Below are 16191 nucleotides of genomic sequence, written 5' to 3' on the forward strand. Positions count from 1 at the left end.
GATCGTCATGAAGTTAGCCATAGTTACGGCCTGCCCGAACGGCAAGGTCAGCAGCGTACTCAGCGCACGATTGCTTGAAGCGGCGGCATTGCGCCAGGGCTGGGAAACCAGCGTCGAAATCATCGATCCCAACAAGTCGGACCAGCAGTTGTCCGCTCAGGACATCGAAGCCGCCGACCTCGTTCTGGTGGTCAATACCGGTCCTGTGGATTTGGGCCGCTTTGTCGGCAAACGTCTTTTTCAGGATTCGCCTGCCCATGCGTTGCAGGACGTCGACGGTTTTCTGCAACGCGCCGAGCGAGAGGCGCAGGTGCATGCGGCGTCTGAGGCGGTCACCCCTCAAGCAACCGATAGCTCCGGTGCGCAGCCGCGCATTGTTGCGATCACCGCCTGCCCGACCGGGGTTGCGCACACGTTCATGGCCGCCGAAGCCATCCAGCAAGCAGCCAAGCGTCTGAATTACGACCTGCAAGTCGAAACCCAGGGCTCGGTCGGCGCGCGCAACCCGCTCAGCGCCAAGGCCATTGCCGAGGCTGACGTGGTGCTGCTGGCGGCAGATATCGAAGTCAATACTGATCGTTTTGCCGGCAAGAAAATCTACCGTTGTGGCACCGGGATCGCGCTCAAGCAGTCCGAAGCAACGTTGAAAAAAGCCTTGGCAGAAGGCCAGGTCGAGTCCGACGAGGCTGCTGCCCAATCACCTGCCAGGCAAGAAAAGGCGGGTGTGTACAAGCACTTGCTGACCGGTGTTTCGTTCATGCTGCCGATGGTGGTGGCAGGCGGTCTATTGATCGCCCTGTCGTTTGTGTTCGGCATTACCGCGTTCAAAGAGCAAGGCACGCTGGCGGCAGCCTTGATGCAGATCGGCGGGGAAGCTGCGTTCAAACTCATGGTGCCGTTGCTGGCCGGTTACATCGCGTATTCGATTGCTGATCGCCCGGGGCTTGCGCCTGGCATGATCGGTGGTCTGCTGGCGAGTACGCTGGGTGCCGGCTTCATTGGCGGTATCATTGCCGGTTTTCTGGCCGGTTACAGCGCTGCGGCGATCAACCGCTATGCACGCCTGCCAGCCAGCGTCGAAGCGCTCAAGCCGATTCTGATCATCCCGTTGCTGTCGAGCCTGTTCACCGGTCTGGTGATGATCTACGTGGTCGGCAAGCCGGTTGCGGGCATGCTGGAAGCGTTGACACACTTCCTCGACAGCATGGGTACCACCAACGCCATTCTGCTGGGCGTGGTGCTGGGTGCAATGATGTGCGTCGACCTTGGCGGGCCGATCAACAAGGCGTCCTATGCGTTCTCGGTCGGTCTGCTGGCGTCCCAGAGCTACGCGCCGATGGCCACTGCCATGGCTGCCGGTATGGTGCCGCCCATCGGTATGGGTATCGCCACGATTCTGGCCCGTCGCAAGTTTGCCCAGAGCGAGCGAGAGGCAGGCAAGGCGGCGTTCGTGCTGGGGCTGTGCTTTATTTCCGAAGGCGCCATTCCGTTTGCCGCCAAGGATCCGTTGCGGGTGATTCCGGCCAGTGTCGTGGGTGGCGCGCTGACCGGTGCATTGTCGATGTACTTCGGCTGCAAACTGATGGCGCCACACGGCGGCCTGTTTGTGATGCTGATCCCCAACGCCATCAACCATGCGCTGTTGTATCTGCTGGCGATTATCGCCGGTAGCGTGCTGACCGGCGTGGTCTACGCGCTGATCAAGCGTCCAGAGCCGGTGGACATGGAAGTGGCGCCCGCAGGCGCCTGATTAAGATAGTAAGCGCCCTCAGCGTGCCAGCGCGAGGGCAACCCCCTGGCCACCGCCGATGCACAGCGTGGCCAGGCCCTTCTTCGCATCGCGCCTGATCATCTCGTGCAGCAACGTCACCAGCACGCGGCAGCCCGACGCGCCAATCGGGTGGCCAAGGGCGATGGCGCCACCATTGACGTTGAGCTTTTGCGGGTCCAGCCCCAGTTCCTTGCCGACCGACAGCGACTGTGCGGCAAAGGCTTCGTTGGCTTCGATCAGGTCCAGCTCGTCCAGCGTCCAGCCAGCCTTGTCCAGGCAGCGCCGGGTTGCACTGACCGGGCCGATGCCCATGATGGCCGGGTCGACACCTGCGTTGGCGTACGCGGCGACGCGCGCCAGCACTGGCAGGCCCAACTGCTCGGCTTTGGCCGCGCTCATCAGCATCACGGCGGCGGCACCGTCGTTGAGCGAAGACGCATTACCAGCGCTGACGGTGCCGTCCTTCTTGAACGCAGGTTTGAGTTTGCCGAGTGTTTCGGCCGTGGTGCCCGCGCGGGGCTGTTCGTCAGTGGCGAATGATAATGGCTCGCCCTTGCGCTGAGGGATCAGGATCGGGGTGATCTCATCGACGAAGCGCCCGCCTTCAATAGCCGCAATCGCTTTTTGCTGAGACAGGGCAGCGAACTGATCCTGGGCTTCACGGCTGATGTCGTACTGCTGCGCCAGGTTCTCGGCGGTGATGCCCATGTGGTAGTCATTGAATGCATCCCACAGACCATCAGTGATCATGGTGTCGACCATGCTGGTGTGGCCCATGCGCAAACCGGTGCGTGCGCCCGGTAGTACGTAGTTGGACAGGCTCATGTTTTCCTGGCCGCCAGCAATGATGACCTCGGCATCACCGCAGCGAATCGCCTGGGTCGCCAGGTGCAGTGCCTTGAGACCCGAGCCGCAGACTTTGTTCAGGGTCATGGCCGGTACCGAGAAGGGCAGGCCCGCCTTGATGGCGGCCTGCCGCGCCGGGTTCTGGCCTGCGCCGGCGGTCAGCACCTGGCCCATGATGACTTCATCGACTTGCGCGCCGTCCACGCCGGTCTGCACCAGCAGTTGACGAATGACTGCAGCGCCAAGATCTACAGCAGCAATGGCAGCCAGAGAACCCTGAAAACTGCCGACGGCGGTACGGGTGGCGGCGACGATAACGACGTCCTGCATGGTGCTGATCCTCATTGTTATTGAGAGCTCATGGTGGCACAGATAGGCAGGCAGGTTCCAACCGTGAACCGCTCGGTCACGTTTTGCCGAAAACCTTTACGTAACGTCCATGCGGCGTCTGGCACGTTGCGCTGATCCGTCCCGTACGGCCCAACGCAAAATGGGCGCGGTGTTGTTGACGCCCAGGCGGATTATCCGGCGCTGCACGGGACCCTGGGTAATGTCGAGCATTTCGCTGGCCCAGTCCGGCAGCAAGTCGATACCGGCACGCATCATCAACACACCGAAAGGCTTGGCCAGCCAGTTTGGCGCAGGGGCATCGAGCAGCAGGCGCAGCACTTCGTGACTGCGTTCGTCACATACCAGTTGCCCGCGAATGTCTGCCAGATAATCAGCGATGGCCTGACGGGAGCGCGGAACATTACGAGCCCCGAGCCGTTCGGCAACCAGCGCTGTTTCAGCGTAGTACGCGTCCTGATCGGCGAGCGACATATCCGGGTTGAGGTAGCGCAAGTGGGCTGCGAGAAAGCTGCTGACTTCGGCCACATGCACCCAGGTCAGCAAATCCGGATCGCTGGCGGCATACGGCCGGCCATCGGGCGCGGTGCCGACGATATTGAGATGAATGTTGCGCACCTTGTCGATCAGCCAGTTGGCATCTCGCGTGGAGCCGTAGGTAGTGCCGGACAGAAACTGCCCGGTGCGCCGCAGGCGGCCGAGCATGTCCTGACGAAAGTTGGAGTGGTCCCAGATGCCCGCCAGTGCCAGCGGGTGCAAAGCCTGCAACATCAAGGCGCTGATGCCGCCGACCAGCATGCTGGTGAAGTCGCCGTGTACCTTCCAGCACACTGCCTGAGGACCAAACAGACCGGGGTCACCCTTGGGGTTCTCCAGATCCAGCTGGCCCAGGGCCAGGCCGGTAAGGCTGATGACCTGGGTTTCGATGCGGGTGCGGATGAATTCCATGTCGTGCTCGTGCATCGGGGAGGGCGTGGATAAAACTGACTGAAGCTCGTTCGAAGCGCGGAGCGCTCATCGCCTGGCTGACTATCGTGCCGACGCTCCGCGTCGGCATGCAGTTCTGGACGCTTTGCTTCCTCTTTATGACGCAGAGCGTCACGAACGGCATTCCCACGCAGAGCGTGGGAACGATGGTCGTAACCATGAGAGGGACAAATCAGCCGCGGTGACGGCCGCGGAAGTAGTTGATCAGCCCTTGGGTCGATGCATCGTCAGCCGGCTCTTCGGTGCCGCCGGTCAGACGCTGGTACACGGCCTTGCCCATCTCCTTGCCCAGTTCCACGCCCCATTGGTCAAAGGCATTGGTGCCCCAGATCACGCTCTGCACGAACACCTTGTGCTCATACATCGCCACCAGTGCGCCAAGACGACGAGGGCTGATGCGTTCGACCACCAGGGTGTTGCTCGGACGGTTACCGGGGATGACCTTGTGCGGTGCCAGTTTCTGCACCTCTTCCTCGCTCATACCCTTCTCGCGCAGCTCGGCTTCGGCTTCGGCGCGGGTCTTGCCCATCATCAGAGCCTGGCTTTGTGACAGGCAGTTCGCGTACAGCCACTGGTGATGGTCGGCAACCGGGTTGAAGCTGACGATCGGCACAATGAAGTCGGCTGGAATCATCTGTGTGCCTTGATGCAGCAACTGGTGATAAGCGTGCTGACCGTTGGCACCCACGCCACCCCAGATGACCGGGCCGGTGTCGGTGGCGGTTGGCGTACCGTCCTGACGGACGCTCTTGCCGTTGGACTCCATGTCCAGTTGTTGCAGGTGTTTGGTGATGTTACGCAGGTAGTGGTCGTACGGCAGGATCGCGTGGCTTTGCGCATTCCAGAAGTTGCCGTACCAGACACCCAGCAGCGCCAGCAGCACCGGCATGTTCTGTTCGAAAGGGGCGCTCTGGAAATGCTGGTCCATCGTATAGGCGCCGGACAGCAGTTCCTTGAAGTTGGACATGCCGATAGCCAGCGCGATAGGCAGGCCGATGGCCGACCACAGCGAATAGCGACCGCCAACCCAGTCCCACATCGGGAAGATGTTTTCTTCACGGATGCCGAAGGCTACGGCCGCCGCGTTGTTGCTGGAAACCGCGATGAAGTGGCGATGCAGTTCAACTTCGGAGCCGCCCTGCGCCAGGTACCAAGCGCGTGCAGCCTGAGCGTTTTTCAGGGTTTCCAGCGTGTTGAAGGACTTCGACGAGACGATGAACAGCGTGGTCTCGGCGCGAATTTTCATCGACAGTTCATGAAACTCGCTGCCATCGATGTTCGCCAGGTAATGGCAACGCACACCTTTGTGCGCGTAGGCCACCAGCGCTTCGGAGACCAGCTCCGGGCCGAGGAACGAGCCGCCGATGCCGATGTTCACCACGTCGGTGATCGGCTTTTCGGTGTAACCGCGCCACAGACCGTCGTGAATTCGGCCGACCAGTTCGGTCATCTGATTGAGTACGCGGTGTACGTCCGGCATAACATCGACGCCGTTGACCTTCAACTTGTCGCCGACTGGCCGGCGCAGCGCGGTGTGCAGCGCCGGGCGACCTTCGGATGAGTTGACCAGCTCGCCTTCGTATTGAGCCTTGATCGCGTCCTTGAGGTTCACTTCGCCCGCCAGGCTGACCAACAGATCACGGGTTTCGGTGGTGATCAGGTTTTTGGAGTAGTCGAGAAACAGGCCGGCGCTGCTGAGGGTGAATTGGCTGAAGCGCTGCGGATCAGAATTGAACGCTTCGCGCATGCTGAAATTCTGCATGGACTGGCGGTGTTTGCTCAACGCTTGCCAGGCGGGCAGAGCGGTCACATCGGAAGGATTGCGGTAGTACGCCATCGCTGCGGGTTTCCTTTAACTGGTTCTGTCTTTGGATATTCTTGGGGCGAGGTCGCAAGCTTTCTCACGGGCTATACATAGCAGACTACCCTTCGCGTACCCGTTTGTCTGCGCCTCGCCTTACACGACCCCGGTACTTTTTCGCACACAAGAAACCGGGGCTTGCGCTTAAATGCTGTCGGTTGTGGTTCAGGCAACCTGTACCGGTATGGCATTGCCGGTGTGGCTTAGTTCATTGCCCCGGCGCATCCCGTCAGCTTCTGGTCAGGTGCAGATTGTCGATCAGGCGGGTTTTACCCAGGAATGCGGCGGCGAGGATGACCAAGTCGCGATTTTCGGCAGTGGTCGGACGCAGGCTGGTGGCGTCACGTATTTCCAGATAATCGATACGAAAACCGGCTGCCTCCAGTTGCTGCTTCTTGCTCGTCAGCAGTGCGTCGAAATCCTGCTCGCCTGCGCTGATCGCGTCGGCGGTCTGGCGGATGGCCTGATACAGCGCGGGTGCCGCAGCGCGCTGAGCTTCATTCAGATAACCGTTACGCGAAGACAGCGCCAAACCGTCGTCGGCACGCACGGTAGGTTCTCCGATGATCTGGATCGGCATGTTCAGGTCACGGACCATGGCGCGAATCACCGCCAGCTGCTGGAAGTCTTTTTCGCCGAAAATCGCCAGGTCTGGCTGCACCATGTTGAAGAGCTTGCTGACGACCGTAGCAACGCCCTCGAAATGGCCGGGACGGCTCGCACCGCACAGGCCTTGCGACAGGTGTGGCACGCTGACCAGCGTCTGATCGGCCATGCCGTGCGGGTACATTTCCTCGACGCTTGGGGTGAACAGCAGGTTGCACCCGGCCTGCAGAAGTTTTTCCTGATCGGCCGCCAGGGTGCGAGGGTAAGTGGCCAAGTCTTCGTTGGGGCCGAACTGCAGCGGATTGACGAAAATGGTGGCGACCACGAAGTCGGCACGTTGGGCCGCCTTGGCGACCAGTGCGGCGTGGCCGCTGTGCAGGTTGCCCATGGTCGGCGTCAACGCGATCCGCTTGCCTTCGCTGCGTGCCCGCGCAACGGCGGCGCGCAGTTCCTGTACGGTCTTTACTGTGTTCATGCCGAGAATCCGTGTTCAGTTGCTGGAAAGCTGACGTCTTTGACCGCGGCCACGTAGGCCTGAATAGCCGACTGGATATCGGGCTGACCGGTCATGAAGTTTTTCACGAATTTGGGTACGCGCCCGCTGATGGACAGGCCCAGCATGTCGTGCAGCACCAGTACCTGGCCGTCGGTAGCGCTGCCTGCGCCAATACCGATGACCGGAATTTTCACCGCCTGGGTGATTTCTTCGGCGAGTTCGCTCGGCACACACTCCAACAGGATCATCGCTGCGCCCGCCTGTTCCAGCGCGATCGCGTCGGCACGCATCTGCCGTGCCTGTGCTTCCAGTCGACCCTGAACCTTATAGCCGCCCAGTACGTTGACTGCCTGCGGCGTCAGGCCCATGTGTGCGCACACCGGGATGCCGCGTTCTGCCAGCAAACGGATCGACTCGCCAAGCCATGCAGCGCCTTCGACCTTGATCATGTGCGCACCTGCCTGCATCAGCGTCGCGCTGTTGATGAAGGTTTGCTCCAGCGTGGCGTTGGCCATGAACGGCAGGTCAGCAAGAATCATCGCGCCCTGATTACCGCGCTTCACACAGGCAACGTGGTACGCGGTTTCGGCGGTCGTGACGGGCAGGGTGCTGTCGTGACCCTGCAGGACCATGCCCAGCGAGTCGCCTATCAGCAGCACTTCGACACCCGCCTGGGAGGCCGTGTGTGCGAAGGTTGCGTCGTAGCAGGTCAGCATGGTGATTTTCTCACCTTTCTGTTTCATGGCCAGCAGCGACGTAACGGTTATGTTCGGCATGTAAAGTCCTCCATCAGGCGCTGTGAAGACGGGTGTTCAGCGCGTGAGAGTCATCCTGGAAAAGCAGGCACACCGTCGTGTCGCGGTGTTTTGCAAAGGCCTGTTTCGCGCCCGTTCGCCTGTGGTGCGGCGGCGGGAGGCCTATCTTCGTGAGGAGGGGGCATGAAGTCAATTGAAGGTGTTACCTGTGCGTCGGACCGGTTACACATGTGCGGTGACAGACAGGCTTTACGCCTCGGCGGGCAGGCGTTCAAGGCCCGTAAACGGGCAGTCTTCGAGTAGATGATCGAGTTCGCGTCCGTCGGCCAGCGTCAGGCCTGGGGCCAGCTCTGCCAGCGGGTACAGCACGAATGCCCGCGCCTGCATATGGTAATGCGGCACCTTGAGGCGCGGTTCATCGATCAGGCGATTGCCGAACAGCAGAATGTCGAGGTCCAGCGTGCGAGGCCCCCAGCGTTCATGGCGTTCGCGGCCCTGATCCAGCTCGATGGCCTGTAGCGCGTCAAGCAGGGTCAGTGGCGTCAGGGTAGTGTCGAGTGCTGCGACGGCGTTGGTAAAGCGCGGCTGGCCGGGCAGCAACGAGTCGCTGACATAGAACGAAGACACGCCGGTCAGTTCACAATCGGGTAGTTGCGCCATTGCCTTGAGGGCACTGCGCAGTTGCTCGGCCGGGTCAGCAAGATTGCTGCCCAGGCCGATGTAAACGCGTTCAATGGTCAACAGCGGTTCATTCACCGCTTTGCGCCTCGCCGGTGGTGCGCTTGCGTTTGGCACCGCTGTTACGACGACGCTTGCGTGGCGCTGCGCCCGCCGCTTCGGGCTTGTTACTCAGGTCACGAATCATGTCGCGGCGTTCGCTGTCGTTGCAGTCCTGATAATCGGTCCACCACTGGCCCAGACCATCGGTCTGCTCGCCCGCAGCTTCACGCAACAGGAGGAAATCGTAACCCGCACGGAACCTTGAGTTGTCCAGCAACAGGTCTGCACGTTTGCCCGAACGGCGCGGCAGGCGCTCCTGCATATCCCAGATCTCGCGGATCGGCAGCGTGAAGCGCTTTGGAATCGCGATGCGCTGGCATTGCTCGATAATCAGTTCGTGAGCGGCCTCCTGCATGGCTGCAATCGGCGGCATGCCGCGCTCCTGGGCGCGCAGTACCTTGGCCGGCAGGGCAGGCCAGAGCAGCGCGGCAAACAGGAATGCCGGCGTGACCGGTTTGTTCTGCTTGATGCGCAGGTCGGTGTTGATCAGGGCATTGCTGATCAGTGTATGGGTGTAGGTCGGGTTGTATTCCAGCGCCTTGGAACTGGCCGGGAACAGCGGTTCGAACAGTTCAAGGTCCACCAGCATTTCAAAGGTGGGAGCAGCATGCCCGGAGAGGAACAGTTTGAGCACTTCTTCGAACAGGCGTGCCGACGGAATATCGCGCAGCATCGGTGCCAGCGAGCGAATCGGTTGGGCGCTGTGCTTTTCGATGCCGAAGTCCAGCTTGGCAGCAAAGCGCACCGCACGCAGCATGCGCACCGGGTCTTCCTTGTAGCGTTGCTCGGGGTCGCCGATCAGGCGGATCAGACGGTTACGAATGTCGTGTACGCCATTGGCGTAATCCAGAACACGCTCGCTGACCGGATCGTAATACAGCGCGTTGATCGTGAAGTCGCGACGCTGGGCGTCCTCTTCAAGCGTGCCGTACACGTTGTCACGCAGAATGCGCCCGCTTTCATTGCGCGAGGACTGGTTGCTGTCCTCTTCTTTGTCATCCTGGGGATGATTGGCGCGGAAGGTCGCCACTTCGATGATTTCACGACCGAAATGGATATGCACCAGCTTGAACCGGCGGCCAATGATTCGCGCATTACGGAATTCGGCACGCACTTGTTCCGGCGTGGCGCTGGTGGCGACGTCGAAATCCTTGGGCGTGATATTGAGCATCATGTCGCGTACGCAGCCGCCGACCAGATAGGCCTGGTAGCCGGCGTTCTGCAGGCGCTCGACGATATTAACGGCATAACGGCTGAACTGGCTGCGTTGCAGCGAATGCTGGCTGCTATTGAGCACTTCAGGCGTGGTACGCGTATGTTGCTGCGGTTTGCGCAGTGGGGAACGAAATGACTGGAACAACTTCTTCAGCATGGGATGCACTGTTTGAAGGAATATTCGGCCAAAAACGTGGAATGACCGCATGATGGGCGGGGATTCTAGCATTTAGTCGGGGGATGGTGTAGGAAGCTGTCGCGGAAGGGCAAACGATGGCGCGTATTAACGCTGGGGAAGCTACTGGGGGAGCCGAAGCTCCCCCAAAGTGTGTGCTCTTTATTATTGTTTTCTGTATGGGCTTCTTGTTTTTGTTGAGTGCCCATTCACGAGACCTTCGTCTGTGAAACCTCCCAATCGGGAGTCAAGAGCAAACGGATTGCTTTGGTCGCTGCGTTGCAATGATCATCCGATCCAACCAGTTCAGGCTCTACCTAAGGGTAGTTTTTGTTGTTCTCGGCCTGGTTGCGGGGCAAGCCCCAAATACAACTCCTCTCCAAAAGAATCAGTTAGCTGCGCCTCCGCCGTGTTGTTCTTGTTATGCGTGAGTCGATTCGTGTTGTTTTTATTATGGGTGTCGTACTGCTTGTTGTTTTTCTTGTACTAAGCATATAGCAGAAGCTGTGCCAACTTTTGCGAAGCCCCGTAAACCGGGCGTTTGCGGGCGAAAGGCGGTTGTTGCTGGCATAAAAAAGCCGGGTCTGCGTTACCGTAAGACCCGGCTTTTGTTACGTGAAGTGTTTGCGGTAACAGTTTCTACCCGCTCTGCGCACCGCGTGCCAGAGCCTTTTGCCGCTTTTTACGTCTCGTTGGCGACGCCCTTGCGACGCGGAATGCCCAGACGCTGACGACGTTCCCACAGACACTTGCGGCTGACGCCCAGTTTGCGCGCCAGTTCGGTTTCAGTCATGTGGTCCTGATGCTCCAGAACGAAGTGCTGGAAATAGTCCTCAAGCGACAGGTCTTCGGCTGGCTCATTGCCCGTCGAGCTGGAAGACCCCGGCAGCGGTGCCATGCCCATGTACTCGTCGTCATCCAGACCGTCGAGCTCGATGTCGATGCCCAGCAGGTCTGCGGTGATTTCCGGGTTTTCGCACAGGATCACCGAGCGCTCCACCGCATTTTCCAGTTCGCGTACGTTGCCTGGCCAACTGTAATGGCGAATGGCTTGTTCGGCGTCGGGGGAAAACTTCAGGTCGTCGCGACCGACCTTGGCGCTCTGACGTACCAGAAACGCACGGGCGATTTCCAGAATGTCGCTGCCACGCTCGCGCAGGGCGGGGAGTTTCAGGGCGATGACGTGCAGGCGGTAGAACAGGTCTTCACGAAACTCGCCATTTTTGGCCAGTGTCTTGAGGTCGCGGTGGGTTGCGGCAATCAGGCGTACGTCGACCTTTTGCGATTGCACCGAGCCGACACGACGAATCTCGCCTTCCTGCAAAACGCGCAGCAGGCGTGCCTGGGCTTCCAGAGGCAGCTCGCCGATTTCATCGAGAAACAGCGTGCCTCCGTCAGCAGCTTCAACCAGACCAGCACGACCTGCACTGGCACCGGTGAATGCGCCTTTCTCGTGACCGAACAATTCAGACTCGATCAGCGATTCAGGGATGGCCGCACAGTTGACCGAAATCATCGGCGCCTTGGCACGGCGTGACAGGTTGTGCAGGGCGCGGGCGACCAGTTCTTTACCGGTGCCCGACTCGCCCTGAACCAGGACATTGGAATCGGTCGGTGCCACTTTGCGGATCTTGCTGTAGAGATCCAGCATGGGCGGGCAAGAACCGATAATGCCTATCTCGCCATTATTATTCTGTGCCGGGCCTTTTTCAGCACCGTTAGCCTTGGCAAGGGCGTTACGCTCGTCCTGAAGCCCCTTGACCGTCTGGCGATCACGCAGGATTCGCGAGACTGCCTGCAGCATTTCATCGTGATCGAAGGGTTTGGCGATGTAATCCACTGCCCCCATCTTCATCGAATCGACCGCTGAGCGCAGGCTGGCGTAACTGGTCATGATCAGCACCGGTTTGCCTTCGCCGAGCTTGATCAGTTCGGTACCCGGCGCGCCTGGCAGGCGCAGGTCGCTGACGATCAGATCAAAAGACGGAATGCTGAAGCGCTCCTGAGCTTCCTGAACGGAGCCGGCTTCACTGACTTCATACTGATTGCGTTCAAGCAGGCGACGCAGGGCTGAGCGGATAATCGTTTCGTCTTCGACGATCAAAATATGCGGCATTGATTCAGTTCTCTCGACGGTCTCAGTTCACGGTGGACGTCGCGTCGACATGACGTGGCAAGGTCACCCGAATACGGGTTCCACGCTGCTGCTCGGGATCGGCCGGGCTGTCGATAGTGATTTGTCCATAATGCTCTTCAACGATGGAATAGACCAGCGCGAGGCCAAGTCCGGTTCCTTCGCCAGGCTCCTTGGTAGTGAAAAACGGCTCGAACAATCGGTCCATGATTGCCTTTGAAATCCCACTGCCTTCGTCTTCGACGATCAGGTCCACCGTGTGCTCGGATACTTCGCTTCTGACCCTGACCGCACTGCCTGCCGGGGACGCATCGCGGGCATTGGAGAGCAGGTTGATCAGCACTTGTGCCAAGCGCTGCGGGTCGCCGACAGCCCAATGTTCGGGGTTGCACAGGTTATAGAAGTGTACTTCGAAATTGCGCCGGTTCAGCGCCAGCAGACCAATAGCATCCTGAGCCACCACAGCCAGACAAACGGCCTCGTCGCTGTGCTGATGAGCCCCCGCGTGGGCAAAGCTCATCAATGACTGGACAATGCGCGACACACGTTTGGTCTGTTCAAGTATCTGACTGCTGATTTCTTTCAGTTCGCCGTCTTCTTCACGCTCTTCACGCAGGTTTTGCGCGAGGCAGGCAATGCCGGTGATCGGGTTGCCGATCTCGTGCGCCACGCCTGCTGCCAGTCGACCAATGCTGGCCAGCCGCTCTGAGTGCACCAGCTTGTCTTCAAGCATCTGCGTGTCGGTCAGGTCCTCGACCAGCACCACCAGGCCACTGTTGCCAGGGGCGAGAGGCTCGTTGATGGCCGCCTTGTGCAGGTTTAGCCAGCGGGTCTGGCCGTCCAGACCGAGTTTCTGCTTGTGCAGGTGCTCATCGGGCAGGCTGGCAAAGCCGGTAAGCAGGCTTTTCCAGGGTTCGGCAATGGTTTCCAGTCGCGAACCGACCACGCGCTGGGCGACGATGCCGGTCAGCTCTTCCATCGCCCTGTTCCACATCAGGATCTCCTGATCTTCGGCCAGCGAGCACACACCCATCGGCAGTTCCTGCAGGGTCTGGCGGTGGTAGCGGCGCAGGGCGTCGAGTTCGGCAGCAAGGCCGGTCAGGCGCGAGTGGTAGTCCTCAAGACGGCTTTCAATAAAATGTATGTCTTCGGTGACATATTTTTCGCTGCCCGATTTGTACGGCAGGAAGGTTTCCACCATGTCCTGGGCGACACTTGGCCCCATCAACCCGGACAGGTTGGCCTCGATCCTGTCGCGCAGGCGGCGCAGGGCATAAGGACGGCGCTCGTCGAATGGCAGGTACAGATCGCGCAGCGCCTGTTCGACTTCCTTCTGTGCGGCTTTCGCGCCCAGCGGCTTGGCCAGTTGGGTGGCGAATTCCTGGGGCGACACGGCATGCAGTTCACGGCGTTGCGGTCGGCGCACGTTATCGACCGCGCAGGCCTCGGCTGCACCGACTTCTTCAGGGCTGGCATTGGTGAACAGGGATATCAGGGTGAACAACAACACGTTGGCCGCGAGAGACGCGATAGCTGCCATGTGCCAGCTGGTGTCGTCCAGCACGTAGATCATGTTCAGCCAGGGGATATAAAAGCCCTGCAGGTTGCCGATCAGCGGCAGCAGCATGCTGACTGCCCAGACCGCAATGCCGGCCAGCAGGCCTGCGATGAAGCCTCGCCGGTTGGCGGTCGGCCAGTAAAGCACCGACAGTACGCCCGGCAGGAATTGCAGCGTCGCAACGAAAGCGACGATGCCGAGATTGGCCAGATCCTGCTGGGCACCGAGCAGCAGATAGAAGCCGTAACCCAAGGCAATGATCGCCACGATCAGCCCGCGTCGCGTCCACTTCAGCCAGCGGTAGATGTTGCCCTCGGCTGGCGGCTGATAAAGCGGCAGCACCAGATGGTTGAGGGCCATGCCGGACAGCGCCAGCGTAGTCACGATGATCAGCCCGCTGGCCGCCGACAGTCCACCGATATAGGCGAGCAGGGCCAACGACTTGCTGTTGGCCGCGATACCGATCCCGAGGGTGAAGTATTCCGGGCTGGTCGTGGCCCCGAGTTTGAGCCCGGCCCAGAGGATCAGTGGAACAGCGAGGCTGATCAACAGCAGAAACAGTGGCAGCCCCCAACTGGCGCTGACCAGCGAGCGCGGGTTGAGGTTTTCAGTGAAGGTCATGTGATACATGTGCGGCATGACAATCGCCGAGGCGAAGAACACCAGCAGCAGGGTGCGCCAGGGGCCTTCCTGCAACGGCGTGTGCAGCGAGGCGAGGGCGGTCTGGTTCTGCAACAGCCACAGTTCCAGCTGTTGCGGGCCGTCGAACACGCCATACAAGGCGTACAGCCCGACACCGCCCAGTGCGATCAGCTTGATCAGCGATTCGAAGGCGATGGCGAATACCAGCCCTTCGTGCTTCTCACGGGTTGCGATGTGCCGTGAGCCAAAGAAAATAGTGAACAGGGTGATCAGCGCGCAAAACGCTACGGCCACCCGATCCTGCACCGGTTCGCGGGTCAGAATGCCGATGGAGTCGGCCACTGCCTGAATCTGCAAGGCCAGCAACGGCAGTACGCCGATCAGCATGAATACGGTGGTCAGCGCACCAGCCCAGGTGCTGCGAAAGCGGAAGGCAAACAAATCGGCCAGCGATGAAAGCTGATAGGTGCGGGTGATTCTGAGGATCGGGTAGAGCAGCACTGGCGCAAGCAGGAATGCACCGGAAACCCCCAGGTAGCTGGACAGAAAACCGTAGCCATACTGATAGGCCAGGCCGACCGTGCCATAAAACGCCCAGGCGCTGGCGTACACGCCCAGTGACAGGGTGTAGGTCAACGGATGACGGATGATCCAGCGTGGAATAAGGCCATGCTCGCTGACCCAGGCTACACCGAACAGCACCAGCAGGTAGGCGGCGCTGACCATCAGCATCTGCGTCAGACTAAAGCTCATCGGCATCTCGCTGGCTCTGCAGAATGAAAGTCACCACGATCAGGATCAGCCACAGCATGTAGGGGCGATACCAGGCACCGGTCGCATCGATCCACCAGTCCATGATGGCCGGAGAGAACAGATAGATGCCTACCACCAGAAGCAAAACCAACCGGTATATGTACATCTGGTCTCCCTGTGCTGGTAGATGAGGAGCGGCATGTTAACGGATGCCGGATAACCTGCAAGCATACTTGCGTCGCAGTTTGCGGCGACCGCTCTGGATCAGTCTATCCGGGCTTCTTCAATATTGCGTAGTCTGGGGATCAGGTCGGCGTTCCAGTGGCGGATTCCCCAGGCAAGCACTTCCTGCGCGGTGCCATCGGTCATGTGCGTATCGAGTGGTTGCCCCAGTGCCCGCAACGCCCGAATCAGCAGAGGGGTGGCCTGTTCGGCCGGCAACGGTGGCGAGCGATAGGATTTGCCGAGCTTGTGGCCATCCGGCTGGGTGATCAGCGGCACATGCAGGTAGCGTGGCTGGGGCAAGCCCAGCAGTTCCTGCAAGTACAACTGGCGGGGCGTCGAGTCCAGCAGGTCGGCACCGCGCACGATATCGGTCACGCCTTGCCAGGCGTCATCGATTATCACGGCGAGCTGATAGGCATACAGGCCGTCGCGCCTGCGGATCACGAAGTCACCGCTTTCGCGTCCCAGGTGCATTTTGAATGTGCCCTGCACACGGTCTTCGAAGCGATATTCAAGCTCCGGGACCCGGATGCGGATTGCGGCATTCTCGGGCGCATGTCCCGCATTGCGGCAAAAACCGGGATACACGCCTTCAAACGGCTCGAGCTGTTTGCGTGAGCAGGTGCAGGCATAGGCCAGGCCATGATTGAACCAGCGCTGGAGTATTTCGGCGTATGCATCATGGCGCTCGCTCTGCCGAGCCATCTCGCCATCCCATTCAAAGCCGTAGCGCTCAAGGGTTTCAAGAATCGCGGCTTGCGCGCCGGCCACCTCGCGCGGCGGGTCCAGGTCTTCCATGCGTAACAGCCACTGGCCGCCGACTGCGCGAGCGTCCAGATAGGACGCCAGCGCTGCGACCAGCGAGCCAAAATGCAGATAACCACTGGGAGTCGGCGCAAAGCGCCCGATATAGGCCGGTTTTTTCATGGGCGGGATGTTACGGGTGGCTAGCTTGAGTGGGCAAGCGAAACGCGGTTGGTCTTCACGCGGACTCTAGTGACGATGTTCACTCTGCGCCGCGTTGCTCGTCCAAGACCGG

At 60.2% G+C, this 16191-nt stretch carries 12 protein-coding genes; 1 reads left to right on the top strand and 11 read right to left on the bottom strand.

The genetic code is table 11. From position 1 onward, the window contains the following. Positions 1-7 precede the first annotated feature (7 nt). Positions 8-1750 (top strand): PTS fructose-like transporter subunit IIB, encoded by a 1743-nt coding sequence (locus tag RYA97_RS17965; RefSeq protein WP_117140392.1) that lies wholly within the window; start codon positions 8-10, stop codon positions 1748-1750. An 18-nt stretch (positions 1751-1768) separates the two neighbouring features. Here RYA97_RS17965 and RYA97_RS17970 read toward each other — a convergent pair whose 3' ends face one another. The 11 genes from RYA97_RS17970 to gluQRS form a co-directional block, all read right to left on the bottom strand. After that, positions 1769-2947, bottom strand: coding sequence for an acetyl-CoA C-acetyltransferase (locus RYA97_RS17970; RefSeq protein WP_117140483.1), 1179 nt, complete (start codon positions 2945-2947; stop codon positions 1769-1771). 96 nt (positions 2948-3043) lie between these two features. Continuing rightward, positions 3044-3913, bottom strand: coding sequence for an oxygenase MpaB family protein (locus RYA97_RS17975; protein ID WP_117140391.1), 870 nt, complete (start codon positions 3911-3913; stop codon positions 3044-3046). A 211-nt stretch (positions 3914-4124) separates the two neighbouring features. Beyond that, positions 4125-5789 carry a glucose-6-phosphate isomerase gene (pgi, locus tag RYA97_RS17980; RefSeq protein WP_117140389.1) on the bottom strand — a complete coding sequence of 555 codons (1665 nt, stop codon included), beginning with the start codon at positions 5787-5789 and terminating at the stop codon, positions 4125-4127. A 253-nt stretch (positions 5790-6042) separates the two neighbouring features. Continuing rightward, positions 6043-6894, bottom strand: coding sequence for a pantoate--beta-alanine ligase (gene panC, locus RYA97_RS17985; protein WP_031596380.1), 852 nt, complete (start codon positions 6892-6894; stop codon positions 6043-6045). Beyond that, positions 6891-7691, bottom strand: a complete 801-nt coding sequence (gene panB, locus RYA97_RS17990) for a 3-methyl-2-oxobutanoate hydroxymethyltransferase (RefSeq protein ID WP_005745516.1) — start codon at positions 7689-7691, stop codon at positions 6891-6893. The genes panC and panB overlap by 4 nt, the downstream gene beginning before the upstream one ends. Before the next feature lie 228 nt (positions 7692-7919). Next, complete coding sequence (gene folK / locus RYA97_RS17995) at positions 7920-8426, bottom strand: 2-amino-4-hydroxy-6-hydroxymethyldihydropteridine diphosphokinase (protein WP_016981151.1); 507 nt, start codon at positions 8424-8426, stop codon at positions 7920-7922. Next, positions 8419-9822 (bottom strand): polynucleotide adenylyltransferase PcnB, encoded by a 1404-nt coding sequence (locus tag RYA97_RS18000; protein ID WP_117140388.1) that lies wholly within the window; start codon positions 9820-9822, stop codon positions 8419-8421. Before RYA97_RS18000 ends, folK begins: the two co-directional genes overlap by 8 nt. Positions 9823-10522: 700 nt before the next feature. Further along, on the bottom strand, positions 10523-11956 hold the full coding sequence (locus tag RYA97_RS18005) for a sigma-54-dependent transcriptional regulator (protein WP_004663726.1): 1434 nt from the start codon (positions 11954-11956) through the stop codon (positions 10523-10525). A gap of 22 nt (positions 11957-11978) precedes the next feature. Continuing rightward, the gene (locus tag RYA97_RS18010) at positions 11979-14933 is read right to left on the bottom strand and encodes a sensor histidine kinase (protein WP_005732364.1); all 2955 of its coding nucleotides are present in this window, start codon (positions 14931-14933) and stop codon (positions 11979-11981) included. Continuing rightward, on the bottom strand, positions 14917-15093 hold the full coding sequence (locus RYA97_RS18015) for a hypothetical protein (protein WP_002552060.1): 177 nt from the start codon (positions 15091-15093) through the stop codon (positions 14917-14919). Before RYA97_RS18015 ends, RYA97_RS18010 begins: the two co-directional genes overlap by 17 nt. A 98-nt stretch (positions 15094-15191) precedes the next feature. Further along, positions 15192-16079: a tRNA glutamyl-Q(34) synthetase GluQRS gene (gene gluQRS, locus RYA97_RS18020; RefSeq protein ID WP_002552061.1), complete on the bottom strand. Its 888-nt coding sequence runs from the start codon at positions 16077-16079 to the stop codon at positions 15192-15194. Positions 16080-16191 lie beyond the last annotated feature (112 nt).

This window comes from Pseudomonas syringae group sp. 26L6, from assembly GCF_032587815.1.
Classification (GTDB): domain Bacteria; phylum Pseudomonadota; class Gammaproteobacteria; order Pseudomonadales; family Pseudomonadaceae; genus Aquipseudomonas; species Aquipseudomonas amygdali.

Excerpts from the sequence above, each read along its gene's own strand:
- RYA97_RS17965 (WP_117140392.1), top strand. The coding sequence starts at position 8 with ATGAAGTTAGCCATAGTTACGGCCTGCCCGAACGGCAAGGTCAGCAGC.
- RYA97_RS17970 (WP_117140483.1), bottom strand. The coding sequence starts at position 2,947 with ATGCAGGACGTCGTTATCGTCGCCGCCACCCGTACCGCCGTCGGCAGT.
- RYA97_RS17975 (WP_117140391.1), bottom strand. The coding sequence starts at position 3,913 with ATGGAATTCATCCGCACCCGCATCGAAACCCAGGTCATCAGCCTTACC.
- pgi (WP_117140389.1), bottom strand. The coding sequence starts at position 5,789 with ATGGCGTACTACCGCAATCCTTCCGATGTGACCGCTCTGCCCGCCTGG.
- panC (WP_031596380.1), bottom strand. The coding sequence starts at position 6,894 with ATGAACACAGTAAAGACCGTACAGGAACTGCGCGCCGCCGTTGCGCGG.
- panB (WP_005745516.1), bottom strand. The coding sequence starts at position 7,691 with ATGCCGAACATAACCGTTACGTCGCTGCTGGCCATGAAACAGAAAGGT.
- RYA97_RS18000 (WP_117140388.1), bottom strand. The coding sequence starts at position 9,822 with ATGCTGAAGAAGTTGTTCCAGTCATTTCGTTCCCCACTGCGCAAACCG.
- RYA97_RS18005 (WP_004663726.1), bottom strand. The coding sequence starts at position 11,956 with ATGCCGCATATTTTGATCGTCGAAGACGAAACGATTATCCGCTCAGCC.
- RYA97_RS18010 (WP_005732364.1), bottom strand. The coding sequence starts at position 14,933 with ATGCCGATGAGCTTTAGTCTGACGCAGATGCTGATGGTCAGCGCCGCC.
- RYA97_RS18015 (WP_002552060.1), bottom strand. The coding sequence starts at position 15,093 with ATGTACATATACCGGTTGGTTTTGCTTCTGGTGGTAGGCATCTATCTG.
- gluQRS (WP_002552061.1), bottom strand. The coding sequence starts at position 16,079 with ATGAAAAAACCGGCCTATATCGGGCGCTTTGCGCCGACTCCCAGTGGT.